10 protein-coding genes are annotated in these 14,942 nt (G+C 63.1%); 3 read left to right on the top strand and 7 right to left on the bottom strand.

The annotated features are described in order from the left end of the window. Positions 1-5: 5 nt before the first annotated feature. From PXK07_RS03395 to PXK07_RS03385, 3 genes are all read left to right on the top strand, one after another. A complete protein-coding gene (locus tag PXK07_RS03395) occupies positions 6-1,046 on the top strand; it encodes an enoyl-CoA hydratase/isomerase family protein (RefSeq protein WP_274846782.1) in 1,041 nt (346 codons plus the stop codon). 4 nt (positions 1,047-1,050) lie between these two features. After that, entirely contained in the window at positions 1,051-1,923 is an 873-nt protein-coding gene (mmsB, locus tag PXK07_RS03390) for a 3-hydroxyisobutyrate dehydrogenase (RefSeq protein WP_274846781.1), read from the top strand. A 132-nt stretch (positions 1,924-2,055) separates the two neighbouring features. Continuing rightward, positions 2,056-2,247 carry a YgaP family membrane protein gene (locus tag PXK07_RS03385; RefSeq protein WP_274846780.1) on the top strand — a complete coding sequence of 64 codons (192 nt, stop codon included), beginning with the start codon at positions 2,056-2,058 and terminating at the stop codon, positions 2,245-2,247. Positions 2,248-2,296: 49 nt separating this feature from the next. Here PXK07_RS03385 and uvrA read toward each other — a convergent pair whose 3' ends face one another. From uvrA to PXK07_RS03350, 7 genes are all read right to left on the bottom strand, one after another. After that, a complete protein-coding gene (uvrA, locus tag PXK07_RS03380) occupies positions 2,297-5,155 on the bottom strand; it encodes an excinuclease ABC subunit UvrA (protein ID WP_274846779.1) in 2,859 nt (952 codons plus the stop codon). 95 nt (positions 5,156-5,250) lie between these two features. After that, positions 5,251-6,426: an MFS transporter gene (locus PXK07_RS03375; RefSeq protein WP_274846778.1), complete on the bottom strand. Its 1,176-nt coding sequence runs from the start codon at positions 6,424-6,426 to the stop codon at positions 5,251-5,253. A gap of 144 nt (positions 6,427-6,570) precedes the next feature. Further along, positions 6,571-7,965, bottom strand: a complete 1,395-nt coding sequence (gene lpdA / locus PXK07_RS03370; RefSeq protein ID WP_274846777.1) for a dihydrolipoyl dehydrogenase — start codon at positions 7,963-7,965, stop codon at positions 6,571-6,573. A gap of 127 nt (positions 7,966-8,092) precedes the next feature. Then, positions 8,093-8,671: a DUF924 family protein gene (locus tag PXK07_RS03365; RefSeq protein ID WP_274846776.1), complete on the bottom strand. Its 579-nt coding sequence runs from the start codon at positions 8,669-8,671 to the stop codon at positions 8,093-8,095. A 139-nt stretch (positions 8,672-8,810) separates the two neighbouring features. Further along, positions 8,811-10,085 carry an MFS transporter gene (locus tag PXK07_RS03360; RefSeq protein WP_274846775.1) on the bottom strand — a complete coding sequence of 425 codons (1,275 nt, stop codon included), beginning with the start codon at positions 10,083-10,085 and terminating at the stop codon, positions 8,811-8,813. Positions 10,086-10,298: 213 nt separating this feature from the next. Then, positions 10,299-11,369: a tRNA preQ1(34) S-adenosylmethionine ribosyltransferase-isomerase QueA gene (gene queA / locus PXK07_RS03355; protein WP_274846888.1), complete on the bottom strand. Its 1,071-nt coding sequence runs from the start codon at positions 11,367-11,369 to the stop codon at positions 10,299-10,301. A gap of 44 nt (positions 11,370-11,413) precedes the next feature. Continuing rightward, positions 11,414-14,899 carry a YhdP family protein gene (locus tag PXK07_RS03350; protein WP_274846774.1) on the bottom strand — a complete coding sequence of 1,162 codons (3,486 nt, stop codon included), beginning with the start codon at positions 14,897-14,899 and terminating at the stop codon, positions 11,414-11,416. Positions 14,900-14,942: the final 43 nt, after the last annotated feature.

Below are 14,942 nucleotides of genomic sequence, written 5' to 3'. Positions count from 1 at the left end.
CCCAGATGAGCGATATCGACATTCGCGTGACCGGCTCAGCTGGCCGGATCACGCTGACCCGTGAAAAGGCGCTCAACGCCCTGTCCTATGACATGTGCATGGCGATTGATGCCGCGCTGAAAGACTGGGCCAAGGACGATGCCGTCAAACTGGTGGTGATCGACGCCGCAGGCGACAAGGCCTTCTGCGCGGGCGGTGACATTGCCGAGCTTTACGCCACCGGCAAGGCGGGCGATTACGGCTATGGTCGCACCTTCTGGCGGGACGAGTACCGTCTGAATGCGCGCATTTTCGAATATCCGAAACCCGTGGTCAGCTTCCTGCAGGGCTTCACCATGGGGGGCGGCGTCGGCATCGGTTGTCACGGCACCCATAGGATCGTCTGCGAAAGCAGCCAGATCTCCATGCCCGAAGCCGGGATCGGTCTGATCCCCGATGTGGGCGGCACCCTGATCCTGGCACTGGCCCCCGGTCGCCTGGGCGAATACCTGGGCCTGACCGCAGGCCGGATGAAGGCGGCAGACGCCATCTATGCGGGTTTCGCCGATCACTACATCCCGAAAGAGAAATGGCCCGGGCTGATCGCAGCGCTGGAGCAGGACGGCAATCCCGACATCCTGGCAGAGGCCGCAGAAACCGCCCCCGAGGGCACGCTGGAACCCATGCAGGATGATATCGACCGGCTGTTTTCCGGAGAGACGCTCGGCGATATCCTGACCGACCTGAACATGGCGCAGTCGGAGTTTTCCAAGGGCGCGCAAAAGGCCCTTCTGCGTAATTCGCCGCTCTCCATGGCCTGTACGGCGGAAATCCTGCACCGGTTGCGCGGCGCCACGCTCAGCATCCAGCGGGCGCTGGATCTGGAATATCGTTTCACCTACCGGTCGATGGAAAAGGGCGACTTCCTGGAAGGGATCCGCGCCCAGATCATTGACAAGGACCGCCAGCCCAAGTGGCAATATGCGGATCGTATCGTGCCCGCCGTGGCCGTCAGCCAGATGCTGATGCCGCTCGGCGCGGATACACTGACATTTGAGGAGGAGTAACCCCATGAAGATCGGATTTATCGGCCTTGGCAACATGGGTGGCCCGATGGCCGCCAACCTGGCCGCCGCAGGTCATGACGTGACCGGCTTTGACATGGCGAAGGTCACTGTCGAGGGCGTCACCCTGGCGGCCTCTGGCGCCGAGGCCGCTGCGGGTGCCGATGTGGTCATCACCATGCTGCCCAATGGCCAGATCCTGCGTAGCGTCGCGGATGAGATCATCCCGGCGATGCAAGCGGGCGCAGCTTTCGTGGATTGCTCCACCGTCGATGTGGATTCGGCCCGCGCGGTTGCCGAGAAAGCCTCTGCCGCTGGCCTGTTGCCGGTGGATGCGCCGGTTTCGGGCGGTATCGGCGGCGCCGCGGGCGGCACGCTCACCTTCATGGCGGGCGGCTCTGCCGAGGCGTTCGAGAAGGCCAAGCCGCTGTTTGACATCATGGGCCAGAAGGCCGTGCATTGCGGTGATGCGGGTGCGGGGCAAGCGGCCAAGATCTGCAACAACATGATCCTTGGCGTCACCATGATCGCCACCTGCGAGGCCTTTGCCCTTGCCGACAAGCTGGGCCTGGACCGGCAGAAGATGTTCGACGTGGTCTCCACCTCCTCGGGCTATAGCTGGACCATGAACGCCTATTGCCCGGCGCCGGGTGTCGGCCCGCAATCGCCCGCCGACAACGATTACAAGCCCGGTTTCGCAGCCGAGCTGATGCTGAAGGATCTGCGCCTGTCGCAACAGGCCGCAGGCAGCGCCGATGCCGACACCCCCATGGGACAACTGGCCGAGGCGCTCTACACTCAGTTCGTCGAGAACGAAGACGGCATGGGCATGGATTTCTCTGCCATGCTGCCGCGTTTCGAGAAACGCAGCCGCGACTGAGCCTCAGCTACACCAAGACCGATCAGATAATGGGGGCGGGCCAAATGGCGCCGCCCCTTTTCCTTGACCCAAATCATGTTTTCCCAGCCAGCCAGACGCTAGCCTGCCGCCATAACGAGGAAAGGAATTACCATGTTTGCAAACAACGTTGGGGGTCTGGACAAGATCCTGCGGATCGTCGTCGGAGCGCTACTGATCGTCGGCGCGCTGATGGGCTACGGCTGGTGGATGTGGATCGGCGTGGTGCCGCTGGCAACCGGCCTGCTGGGCACCTGCCCGCTCTATTCGATCCTGGGTTTCAACACCTGCCCGATGAAGAAGTAAGGAAGGCCCCCACTGTATCAATGGGGGCCAGCCCACCTAGTCAGTTTAGCTACTCCGCCGCGACCTTCTGCGCCTCAAGCATCGGCTTGAGGTAGCGCCCGGTGTGGCTGCGCGGTTCTTTCGCGACGTCCTCGGGCGTGCCGGTCGCGACGATCTCGCCGCCGCCATCGCCGCCTTCGGGGCCGATGTCGATGATCCAGTCGGCGGTCTTGATCACATCGAGGTTATGCTCGATCACCACCACGGAATTGCCCTGCTCCACCAATTCGTGCAGCACCTCCAAGAGCTTCTTCACATCCTCGAAATGCAGGCCGGTGGTGGGTTCATCGAGGATATAGAGCGTGCGCCCGGTGGAGCGTTTCGACAGTTCCTTCGACAGCTTCACCCGCTGTGCCTCACCGCCCGACAGGGTCGTCGCCTGCTGGCCCACCTTGATATAACCAAGGCCCACCCGCATCAGCGCATCCATCTTGTCGCGGATCGAAGGCACGGCGGCAAAGAAGCCCTGCGCCTCTTCCACTGTCATATCAAGCACATCGGCGATGCTCTTACCCTTGAAGGTGACCTCCAGCGTTTCGCGGTTATAGCGCTTTCCCTTGCAGGTCTCGCATTCCACGTAGACATCCGGCAGGAAGTGCATCTCGATCTTGATGACGCCATCACCCTGGCAGGCCTCGCAGCGCCCGCCCTTGACGTTGAAGGAGAACCGCCCTGGTTTGTAGCCGCGCGTCTTGGCCTCGGGCAGGCCTGCGAACCAATCGCGGATCGGGGTAAAGGCGCCGGTATAGGTCGCGGGGTTCGACCGCGGCGTGCGCCCGATGGGGCGCTGGTCGATGTCGATCACCTTGTCCAGATGCTCCAGCCCCTTGATGGTCTCACAGGGTGCCGGTGTCTGGCGCGCGCCGTTGAGGCGCATGGACGCCGTCTTGAACAGGGTCTCAATCGTCAGGGTGGATTTGCCGCCGCCCGACACGCCGGTGACGCAGACGAATTTACCCAAGGGGAATTCCGCGGTCACATCCTTCAGGTTGTTGCCGGTCGCCTTGACGACCTTGATCTTCTTCTTGTTGCCCTTGCGCCGGGTGGCGGGAATTTCGATCTGGCGCGTGCCTGACAGATACTGCCCGGTGATCGAGGCCGGATCGGCAGCGATATGCTCTGGCGTGCCGTGGCTGACCACCTGGCCACCATGCACCCCCGCGCCGGGGCCGATATCGAAAACGTAATCGGACTGGCGGATCATATCCTCGTCATGTTCCACCACGATCACCGTATTGCCCTGATCGCGCAGGTTCTTCAGCGTGGTGATCAGCCGGTCGTTGTCGCGTTGGTGCAGGCCGATCGAGGGCTCGTCCAGCACGTATAGCACGCCGGTCAGCCCCGAGCCGATCTGGCTGGCCAGCCGGATCCGCTGGCTTTCGCCACCCGAAAGGGTGCCCGAATTGCGGCTGAGGGTCAGGTACTCAAGCCCCACATTGTTGAGGAAGCCCAGACGTTCGCGGATTTCCTTGACGATGGCACGGGCGATTTCCTGTTTCTGGACGCTCAGGTGGTTCGGCACATCCTCGATCCAGGCCAGCGCCTCGCGGATGGATTTCTGCACCACCTGCCCCACGTGGACATCGGCAATCCGCACCGCCAGCGCCTCTTCCCGCAGGCGGAAACCGCCGCAGGCCCCGCAGGGGCGGTTGTTCTGGTAGCGTTCGAATTCCTCGCGGATCCAGTTGCTGTCGGTCTCGCGGTAGCGCCGCTCCATGTTGGGAATGACGCCTTCAAAGACGCGGGTGACATTGTAGACCCGCCCGCCTTCATCATAGCGGAAGGCGATCTCCTCGTCGCCCGAACCGTATAGGAAGACCTGCTTCACATGGGCAGGCAGATCCTTCCAGGGCGTGTTCTTGTCGAACTCGTAATGGTTGGCGATGGCCTCGATGGTCTGCAGGAAATAGGGCGACTTGCCCTTGCGCCAGGGCGCCAGCGCCCCGTCATAGACCTTGAGGCTCTGGTCCGGAACCACCAGCCGTTCGTCAAAGAACAGCTCCATTCCCAACCCGTCACATTCCGGGCAGGCCCCGAAGGGCGCGTTGAAGGAAAACAGCCGCGGCTCGATCTCGGGGATGGTGAAGCCACTGACGGGACAGGCGAAGTTTTCGGAGAAGGTGATGCGTTCGGGATCGCCTTCGCGCGGGGCGGTTTCAAGGATCGCAATGCCATCCGCCAGATCCAGCGCGGTGCGCAGACTGTCCGCCAGCCGGGTTTCCAGCCCTTCACGGACCACGATCCGGTCCACCACCACGTCGATGTCATGGCGGAACTTCTTGTCCAGCGTCGGCGGCTCGTCCAGCTCGTAGAATTCACCATCCACCTTGACCCGCTGAAAGCCCTGCTTCCTGAGTTCGAGGAATTCCTTTTTGTACTCCCCCTTGCGGTCGCGCACGATGGGGGCCAGCAGGTAGCCGCGGGTGCCCTCCTCCAGCGCCATGATGCGGTCGACCATGTCCTGAACCTGCTGCGCCTCGATCGGCAGGCCGGTTGCGGGGCTATAGGGGGTGCCTGCGCGCGCAAACAGCAGGCGCAGGTAGTCGTAGATCTCGGTCACAGTGCCGACGGTCGAGCGCGGGTTCTTCGAGGTGGTCTTCTGCTCGATGGAAATCGCAGGGCTAAGGCCGCTGATGTGATCCACATCGGGCTTTTCCATCATGTCGAGGAACTGGCGCGCATAGGCGCTCAAGGACTCCACATAGCGGCGCTGCCCTTCGGCATAGATGGTATCAAAGGCCAGCGAGGATTTGCCCGAGCCCGAAAGACCGGTGATAACCACCAGTTCATCGCGCGGAATATCCACGTCGATGCTTTTCAGGTTGTGTTCGCGCGCGCCGCGCACCTCGATGGTCTTCAGCTCAGCCATGAAAGCCCCCAATACCCGCATCCGGCCTGGACGCCGGTGCTTGCCCCTAGAGATAGGCAAAGCTGGCCGAGTCTCCAACCCAAAATCAAGAACGTTCAGCGAACATCTGATTTTCTGCGCTGAGCGGCCAACAGGCCATGCACAACGCAGCCAGAGGCAAAGACAATCGCCGCCACCAGCAGCATGGCGTTATAGCCGCCCGCGCCCAGGACCCAGACCATCAGCGGCGTCCCGATGGTATTGCCCAGGTTGCCCGCCATGGCCATGGCGCCATTGGAAGCCGCCTGATCGGCGGCGCGGGTATTGAGCTGCGCGACCGAGGCAAAGCTTGGCCCCTGCACCAACCCCAGCGCCCCCGCCAGCGCCAGGCAACCCAGCGGCGCGCCCGGCTCCAGCCACAGCCAGAGCAGCGACAGGGCACTCAAGGCAAATCCAACCTGCACCAGGGTCACGGCGCTGAAACGGCGCAGCAGAACCACGCCAAGGGTCATGGAGACCGCGATGGAGGTGAGCGGCATCGCCCCCATCACAAAACCCCGCCAGGCCGGATCCAGATAGGGGGGCAGAACGGTCAGGATTGCGACGAAGCAGATGGTGTAGAACAGCCAGCCCGCCGCCGGGGCCACCAGCCAGGGGGAGCGGAAGATCTCCAGATGCAGGCGGGGCATGGCAGAGAGTTTCGGCATCGGCTGGCGCTCTGGCACCGGCACCGCGTGCAAGGCTCGGGCCAGGACCAGCGCCAGCCCAGCCATGATCACAGCATGGGCGCCAAACAGCGCCTGAACGCCCCAGGCTCGCGCCAGCGGCACGCCAAGCCAGGACAACAGCGCGTATGACACCGCAAAAAAGGTGCTCCACAGGGTCAGCGCAGCGCCACGATGGCGGTTCGCGCTGAGCTGCGCAATCAAGGTCGGGGCAGCCACCACAACGCCCAGATGCGACAGGCCTTCGATCACGCGGGTCGCCAGAAAGATGCCGAATGGCAGATCCAGCACCTGCAGTGCCGACATCAGCGCCCCACCTGCGAGGCAGACCACCAGTGTCCGGCGAAATCCGAAGGCCGAAACCACCATACCCGCGATGACGCCCAGAAGGATGCCAAGGAAGCCGACCAGCGACACGGTGAACCCGATGGCGCTGCCTGTGCCCGAAAACAGCGCTGACATCTGGTCGAAGACCACGCTGACCTTGCCGTATTGCGCGGCAGCCCCCAGGCCCGCGCCCCAGATCAGCAGGATCAGCCCCCAGCGAGTGTGTTCGCGCGTCGCCATAGCGGTTTCCCAATACTCAGTTCAATCAAACCGCGCCAAAGACGGTATCGGCCCGTTGCCAGAACGGAATGGCACGTCCAGCGGAAACAGAAAAGGCCCAAGGCCCTGCAGGCCTCGGGCGTTCAGCACCCCATGCGGATGGGGCTAGAAGTGAATGGTGCGATCAAAGGCGTTCAAGACGCTTTCGTGCATCATCTCGCTGAGGGTCGGATGCGGGAAGACCGTGTTCATCAGATCCTCTTCGGTGGTTTCCAGCTGGCGCCCCACCACATAGCCCTGGATCAGCTCGGTCACCTCGGCGCCGATCATATGCGCGCCCAAAAGCTCTCCGGTCTTGGCGTCAAAGATCGTCTTGATCATGCCTTCAGGTTCACCCAGGGCGATGGCCTTGCCATTGCCGACAAAGGGGAAGCGACCAACCTTGATCTCATATCCCAGCTCCTTGGCCTTGGCCTCGGTATAGCCGACGCTTGCGACCTGAGGATGGCAATAGGTGCAGCCTGCGATGCTTTCGGGTTTCACCGGATGCGCATGCTGACCTGCGATCAGTTCCGCCACCATGACGCCCTCATGGCTGGCCTTATGGGCAAGCCAGGGCGCGCCCGCGATATCGCCGATGGCATAAAGCCCCTCGACGCCGGTACGGCAGAAGGCATCGGTAACCACATGGGTTCGGTCAATCTGGACGCCAAGCGCCTCCAGCCCCAGACCTTCGACATTGCCGACGATCCCCACGGCCGAGATCACCGTGTCGAATTCCATCTTCTCGACCTTGCCGCCGGTTTCGATATGGGCGGTGACCTTGCCCTTTGCACGATCCAGCTGCTTCACCATGGATTTCTCCATGATTTTCATGCCCTGCTTTTCAAAGGCTTTCTTCGCCATGCCGGAAATCTCGGCATCCTCGACCGGCAGCACCCGGTCCATCACCTCAACCACGGTGGTATCGGCGCCCAGCGTGTTGAAGAAGCTAGCAAATTCGATTCCGATGGCGCCGGATCCGATGACCAGCAATTTCTTCGGCATCCGCGGTGCCGTCAGCGCATGGCGATAGGTCCAGACCAGATCGCCGTCCGCCTCAAGCCCCGGCAGTTCACGCGCACGGGCGCCGGTGGCCAGGATGATGTTCTTGGCGGTCAGTTCCTCTGTGCCCTTGTCGGTCTTCACGGTGACCTTGCCCTTGGCGGGGATGGTCGCCTCGCCCATGATCACGGTAACCTTGTTCTTCTTCAGAAGATGCGCCACGCCCGAGGACAGTTGCTTGGCCACCCCGCGCGAGCGTTTGACCACTGCATCCAGATCATAGCCGATGCCATCCGCCTTGAGACCAAACTCCTTGGCGCGATGCATCAGGTGGAACACTTCGGACGAGCGCAGCATCGCCTTGGTCGGGATACAGCCCCAGTTGAGGCAGATGCCACCGAGATTTTCGCGCTCGATCACGGCGGTCTTCAGGCCCAGTTGTGCAGCGCGGATTGCGGCCACATAGCCACCGGGGCCTGCGCCAATTACGATCACGTCAAAACTCTGTGCGGCCATGGTATCCCTCACCCAGCTCGATCAAAACTAGTTTACCGTTAAACTAGTTTGCGGGACACCGCAATCTCGCTTTCGTTAAACCTGCGATGAACATTTCGGGAGCAGGGCCTTCGGAAGGGCGGGCAGATCAGCCCGCCGCCTGCAGCATGCGCACGGTTTCGCCGTAGCCGCCGCCTGCGACATAGGCCCGTTCCGGAGAGGTGCTGTGCCGCATCAGCGCCGCGTTGCGATAGGGGAAGCGGCCAAACTTGCGGATCACGTCGCGATGCGCCCGGGCATGCAGCAGGTTCGAGTCGCCCCGTTCAGGCATCCGCTCCTTCAGCAGGCGCACGCAACGCTCCTGATCACAAAGGTTTTCCGAATGCATCAGCGGCAGGTAGAAGAACTGCCGTGCCGGTTCATCGATCTTCAGGTCCCATTTGCGGTGAACGGCATTCTTCGCCGCCGCAAGGGCAATCCCGTCAGAGGCAAAGGCCTGCCCAGAGCCACGGAACATGTTGCGCGGGAACTGATCGGTCAGGATGATATAGGCCAGCGTGCCGCTGGGATAGGTCAGCCAAAGCGAAAACCGCCCCTCGCAGGCCGCCTCCCAGGTGGTTTGGAACTTGCTCCGGATGGTCTCATCCAGGGGTTCATCCTGCAGGTACCATCCTTTTTCTCCGACCTCGTCCAGCCAGAATTCCAGGATCTCTTCGGGGCCTACCATCTTGCCTACTCCACTTACATGACCATAGGGCAAGTTCAGCGGAATTAGCCGTGGCATTTCAAGTCACCACAGCGTCACGTTTTGCAACAGGACCGACAATTGGTGAAATATTGCTCACGAATTCCGAAGGTTAGCGCAATCATCCATGCTCTTGCGCGGCTTCTTGCTCTTCCAATTCGGTTTCGATCACATATTCCTGCGCAAATTCTACCGCAACCGGCGACCCGGTCGGCGCCATCGGCGCGAAGGAGCCTGATTCATCTGCGGCAATGGAGGCACGCTGCGTCATCCGGTAGGCCGCATAGGCTGCCAGGGCAAAGGTCAGCACCGCCATGATCAGGAAGAAGCCCGGCGGGCCAAAGACGTTCTCCCCCATCAACCAGCCGGTGATCAGCGGTCCGGTGATGGCGCCCAGGCCGTTGATGAAGACCAGCCCGCCCGAGGCCGCAGCCATGTCGTCGTAGTCGAGGTAATCATTGGTATGGGCGATCAGCAGCGAATAGAGCGGGTTGGTCATACCGCCGATCAGGAAGGCCGCCGCCAACAGGAATACAAAGTTCCCGCCCAGGGCCATGCCCAAAACCGCCGCTGCGCCGCTGAAGGCCGCAGCAAACAGGATCACGACACGGCGATCGACGCGGTCCGAGATCCAGCCCAGCGGATATTGCAGCACCAATGCGCCAACGTAAAAGGTGGCGACAAACAGTGAAATCTGCGGCAGCGGCAGCCCGGCGGATGCGGCGTAGACCGCGCTCATCCCGAACTGCGCCGAAAAGACCCCCCCCAGCAGGAACATGCCGACGCAGCCCAGCGGAGAGGCCTGCATCAGCTCGCGCAGGCTCATCGGTTTCGTGGTGTCAAAGGCCGGTGTCGGCGAAATCGACAACAGGATCGGCGCAAAGGAAACGGAAACCACCACCGAGGCGATCACGAATGTCTCGTAGCCCGAGGGGTTACCCACCAGCATCAGCGCCTGGGCCGAGACGATCCCCAGCATCTGCACCAGCATGTAAAGCGACAGCGCCTTGCCCCGGTTGGCATTGTCGGCGGCATTGTTCAGCCAGCTTTCCGCGGTGACATACACGCCGGAAAAGCAAAAGCCGATCAGGACGCGCCCAGCCATCCAGGCAAAGGGGTTGGTGATCGCAGGATATAGAATCATCACCGCCGAGATCAGCGAAGCCAGTGCCGCAAAGACCCGCACATGGCCGACCCGCCGGATCATCTCGGGCGCCATGCGCGATCCGCCAAGGAAGCCAACGAAATAGGCCGACATCACAAAGGACATCTCAAGCGTGGAAAACCCTTCCAGATCGCCGCGCACGCCCAGGATGGTGCCCTGAAGACCGTTGCCGATCATCAGCATACCCATGCCCAACAGCAGCGCCCATGCGCTCGACAGCACCTGCCACATTGCTCGTATTCCTTTCCAGCCGCGCGCCACCCTGTCCACCCGGACAGAAGGAACGCCGCGCCATGCATTCCTGTGCCCCTTAGCCTCGCATTGAAACCGGGGAAAGGGCAATCTTGCAAGGCACGACCATGGCGCACAGATTCATGGCCCGGCACCGGTGTTTCAGTGCCCGCCCGCTGCAGCTCCTTTCGACACCCTGCCGCGGCAGGCAGGTCAGGTCTGATCCGCCGCCGCCGTAGGGGGGATCAAAAGCGACGCATCGCCATAGGAAAAGAAGCGATAGCGGTTCTCGACCGCATGGGAATAGATCTCTCGGATAGTCTGCTGCCCCATCAGGGCCGAGACCAGCATCATCAGGGTCGACCGCGGCAGGTGGAAGTTGGTCATCAGCGCATCGGCCACGTGAAAGGTGAAACCGGGGTAGATGAAGATGTCTGTCTCTCCCTCCCAAGGGGCGATCTCACCGCTGCGGGCGGCGCTTTCGATCAGCCGCAGGGCGGTTGTCCCCACCGGGATGACCCGTCCCCCCGCCGCCTTGGTCGCAGAGATTTCGGCGGCGGCCTCGGGGCTGACGCAGCCCCATTCCGCGTGCATCTTGTGGGTGGTCACATCCTCGACCTTGACCGGCAGAAAGGTGCCAGCCCCCACGTGCAGGGTCACATAGGTGAAGCTGACGCCCTTTGCCGCCAGGGCTTTCAGCAGCGGCTCGTCGAAATGCAGCGATGCGGTCGGCGCCGCCACGGCACCGGAATTCTTGGCCCAGACGGTCTGATAGTCGGTCTTGTCCTGGTCATCCGCTGCGCGTTTGGCCGCGATATAAGGTGGCAGGGGCATGGCGCCCGCCTCTGACAGCGCCGCCTCAAAGGCATCGCCCTCTAGGTTGAAACGCAGCGCGCCCTGCCCGTCCGTCACTGCATCCAGAACCGCCTCGAACCCTTCGGCAAAACGGATCGTCTCGCCGATCTTCACCTTTTTCAGAGGTTTCAACAGCGCGGTCCAGGTGCCATCCGCACCCGGTTCCAGCAAGGTGACCTCGATCCGGGCGGCGGTCTGCCCCTGGGCACCGCTGCGATGGCGCAGGCCCGACAGGCGCGCCGGGATCACCCTGGTATCGTTCAGGACCAGCCGGTCACCGGGCTGCAGCCAGTCCGGCAGGTCATAGACATGGGCATCGGTGATCTCTGCCCCCTGTGCGACCAGCAAACGCGCCGCACTGCGGGGGCTTGCGGGACGGGTTGCAATCAGATCCTCGGGCAGGTCGAAATCAAAGTCGCTCAGTTTCATGGCGGCCATATAGGGGCTTTGCCTCCGCTTTACCACGGAAATTGTCAGCGTTCGCCCCCCTGGGCGGAGGCGGGCGCAGTCGGCTTCTTTTCCGGCGCCAGGGGGCCGCTGGTGGGCGGCGCGGCCGCCGGTTCCTGCCCCGGCACCTGCGGTGCGCGACCGCGGAACAGCTCTCTTAATATGCCCGGAGCCAGACCCGACAACGGGTTAACCTGCACCTTCGGATCATCCGAGCTGCCGCGCAACCGGAAGGCAAACCCGATCAATCCCTCGCCCTTGCGGGTCAGCACGCTGCCAATGGCATTGACCATGTAGATCGGCGAGATCACCCCGCGCATATCCAGCTCCGAGGTGTTCAGATCGTAGTTCCCATCCATGGAGAGGCCGATCGAGGGGCCGACCGCGCTGCTTTCATGCACGATCAGATGGGTGGCGCCGAGCCGGAAGCTGGCCTCCACCTCTGAGAACAAAATACCCTGTCCGGAGAGTTCGTTGACCAGGCCCACCAGGCTCAGCGCATTGACAAGGGCCGCCATCGAGGGCGCATCCTTGACGCGGGTGTTCTGCACGGTCATGCGCCCGTCGTATTCGCCGGGCCGGGCGGCGGGCACCAGGGTCATGTCGAATGTCCCGCCCTGCCCGTGCCGCAACACGCCGGCGGCACGAAAGATCCCCCCGGCGTCCTCCGATTTGATCCGCGTTGCCGTGCCGCCCTGTTCCGGCAGCACGATCCCGGTCAGCGGCGTCTGCCCGTTCAGCCGCGCCGCAAATTCGCCGCGAAACCCACCCCGGGTGACAAAGGCGCCGTTGAAGCCATTGAGCGCGATACTATCGGTCACCTGGAGCCGCTCCAGGGCCAGCGTGATCGGCCCCGAGGCGCCGCTGTCAGCGGAACCGGTGCTGCCGCTGGAACTGGTGAAGGGGGCCCGGCGCATGTCGATCATGCCGCCCTCGATCCGGATGGCCGGGGCGGCAGTACCGCGCCCGACAATGGCAACGGGAGCCCGCAACCAGTCGCCAAGGGAGACCGCGCTGAACAGCGCCCGGTCCAGGCTGCCGTCCTCGCGGGTGGTCACGGTGCCTTCGGCCTTCAGCCCCGCCGCCTCAAGGCGCAGACGGTCCACCGAAGGCTCACTGCGCAGCGTCACGATCATATCCAGCAGGCCGCTGCTGGCTTCCGGCTTGCGCCAGCTCAAGGATGGGATCTGCAGGCCGATGCCCTCCAGCGCCGAGGTCAGGCTCAGCTCGGGCGGCGCCCCCGGTGTCAGGCGCAGGTCGTACCGGGCCTGCCCCTCCCCAAAGACCGAGCCGCTTGGCAGGCCGATGTTGAAGGCCTCCAGCACAGCGTCCGAGAGGGTGACTTCGCCATTCACATAGCTGGTTGTATCGGCATCGCGGCCAATCTCCTGCCGCCAGGTCGCCTGCAGCGGGATACCGGACAGGGTGCCGTCGCCCGAGAGGGTGACATGGCCCTGATCGCCGCTCAGCTGCAAGCGATCCGCTGCAACCTCCTGCCCCGGCACCAGCACCGCGCTGTGCACATCCGTGACCTCCCCTGTGTAGTGATAGAGAATCTCCTCGGGTGTCACCCCCTGGCGCAGGGGCAAGGACAGGGTCCCGGTGACATGGGCCTGCCCCTCTGCCAGGGTCACCGGCAGACCAGCCTTGGACATCACCGCAAGCGGCGGCCGATTCAGCAGCGACAGGCCTGCCGTCACCGACCCGGAGGCCTGCACCCGAACAATCCCCGGTGCGCCGCCTTTGACCGAGGTATCTGGGATGATGAAGGAGGTGCCGGTGACGTCGACCGCACCGCCTTCCTCGGCCATGACAGTCCCCGCGCTTGCCGTGACCACCAGCCGCGTGCCATGCAGGCTGAACTGGCCCGCGGCCTCCTGCACGGGCGGCATGTGTTTCTGAAACCGGGCCTCGACCCCGGCAAAACTGGTATCCACATGCAGGAACGGTTTTTCCAGCCCCGCCCCACGCAACGCAACATGGCCATCGACGACACGACCACGATACAGGTTCTCCCGGACCCATTGGCGTGGTTTCGGAGGCGCGGCGGAGGGCCACAGTTCCTTGATCCGGTCAACCGACATCTGGTCCACACGACCGTTGAGCGCATAGGTCCAGCCTTCGGGCCGGGCAGCGACGGAGCCATCCAGCAGAATGCGTGACTTCCCGTCGCGCACCAGTATTTCCCCCAGCTGCAGGCGGAAGGGATCCGGCTCCAGCCGGAAATCGGCGCGCAGGCCCGCCAGTTCGAGCGGCCTGTCGTAAAGGTAATTCGGGTTCAAAAGGAGATTGGTAAACCGCAATTGCCCGACCAGTTCGGTCAGGCGGCCGTTTTCGATCCCGCTCAGATTGGCCCGGCCTTCCATCGTTCCCGAAACCCAGCCACTTTTGACCTGCAACTCATCGAACCGCAGCGCCTGCTCGGCGGGGAAATAGGTGAAATAGCTATGTGCGCTTTCGATCGGAACCGGCCGGGTTTCCTGCGACGGCTGGATCACCCCCTTGCCGATCTGCAGGCTGGCGGACAGGGTCAACAGCTCGCCCTCTTTGCCCAGGCCGCCCCGCAAGGACCCGGAGATCGGTGCCCTCAGCGCCTGCAGCCAGCCAAGGGCCGGCGCCTGCACCGCAATGTCCTCGCTGGCGATCTCACTGATCAGGAACCCAAAATCCGCCGATGCATCGCCAATATCCGACTTGTAGTTGGCCTCAACCGTACCGACATATTGCCGACCGCTGAGCACCGAAAAGCCTCCCGAAAGCGCAAGGCTCTTGCCCTCGCGCGCCAAGCGTACAGAGCCGCCATCCAGGGTCCAGACCCGATTGAGACGGCCATCCTCATAGCGCAGAGTCAGCGCTTCGGTCGCAACCTCGGTCAAGGCAGCCAGCTCAGGCCGTTCAAACTGCGCATCCCAGTGCTCGATCAGCTGTGGCAGGTCCGAGGCCGACCGCAAGGGCGATCCCGCCTCGGAGAAGCTCAGTTGGAAATTGCCGTCAGCCCCCCGCCGCAAAGAGGCAAAGAGCCCGCTCAGCCAGATCTTCTTGGGCTGGATCTGCCCTTTCAGCAAAGGACGCATGGCCAGAGAGACCTCTGCATCCGCCAGCCGTGCGACCGGAGTTCCATCAGCCTGGATCAGGGCGACATCCCGCAGGCCGATCCGAGGCCGCCAGCCGCGGTTCACCACCATGTGGATCTGACCGAATTCGATCTTCAAGCCGCCCAGGTTCTGTTCCAGCCGCGCCTCCACCCGCTGACGCAGCCATTGCGGCGCATCAAGCCGGGTCCCGATACCGAAATAGAGGGCTCCCGCGGCGATCAGGCACAGCACTGCGACAAGGCGCACCATCCGTTTGAGCGCCCGCAGCCGCCAGGGCACGGCGGCGCGCAAGTCCTGCGCCTGCTCGGCCACGGCATCAGCAGGCCCCGGCACGGGTTCGGCACGCGCGGCCTCTGGCCCGTCGGACTCGCGATGATGCGCCAAAGGTTCGATCTGTTCTTTTCCTTTGCCTACCATAGGCTATCTATGGCGCCCGAAACTGTGAAACGAAGCGGAGACC

The organism is Phaeobacter sp. QD34_24 (genome assembly GCF_028890115.1).
Classification (GTDB): Bacteria; Pseudomonadota; Alphaproteobacteria; order Rhodobacterales; family Rhodobacteraceae; genus Phycobacter.
The sequence above is the reverse complement of the archived record's forward strand: the minus strand, read 5'-3'. Positions and strand labels throughout refer to the sequence as shown.

Excerpts from the sequence above, each read along its gene's own strand:
- PXK07_RS03375 (WP_274846778.1), bottom strand. The coding sequence starts at position 6,426 with ATGGCGACGCGCGAACACACTCGCTGGGGGCTGATCCTGCTGATCTGG.
- PXK07_RS03365 (WP_274846776.1), bottom strand. The coding sequence starts at position 8,671 with ATGGTAGGCCCCGAAGAGATCCTGGAATTCTGGCTGGACGAGGTCGGA.
- PXK07_RS03385 (WP_274846780.1), top strand. The coding sequence starts at position 2,056 with ATGTTTGCAAACAACGTTGGGGGTCTGGACAAGATCCTGCGGATCGTC.
- PXK07_RS03350 (WP_274846774.1), bottom strand. The coding sequence starts at position 14,899 with ATGGTAGGCAAAGGAAAAGAACAGATCGAACCTTTGGCGCATCATCGC.
- PXK07_RS03360 (WP_274846775.1), bottom strand. The coding sequence starts at position 10,085 with ATGTGGCAGGTGCTGTCGAGCGCATGGGCGCTGCTGTTGGGCATGGGT.
- PXK07_RS03395 (WP_274846782.1), top strand. The coding sequence starts at position 6 with ATGAGCGATATCGACATTCGCGTGACCGGCTCAGCTGGCCGGATCACG.
- mmsB (WP_274846781.1), top strand. The coding sequence starts at position 1,051 with ATGAAGATCGGATTTATCGGCCTTGGCAACATGGGTGGCCCGATGGCC.
- lpdA (WP_274846777.1), bottom strand. The coding sequence starts at position 7,965 with ATGGCCGCACAGAGTTTTGACGTGATCGTAATTGGCGCAGGCCCCGGT.
- queA (WP_274846888.1), bottom strand. The coding sequence starts at position 11,369 with ATGAAACTGAGCGACTTTGATTTCGACCTGCCCGAGGATCTGATTGCA.
- uvrA (WP_274846779.1), bottom strand. The coding sequence starts at position 5,155 with ATGGCTGAGCTGAAGACCATCGAGGTGCGCGGCGCGCGCGAACACAAC.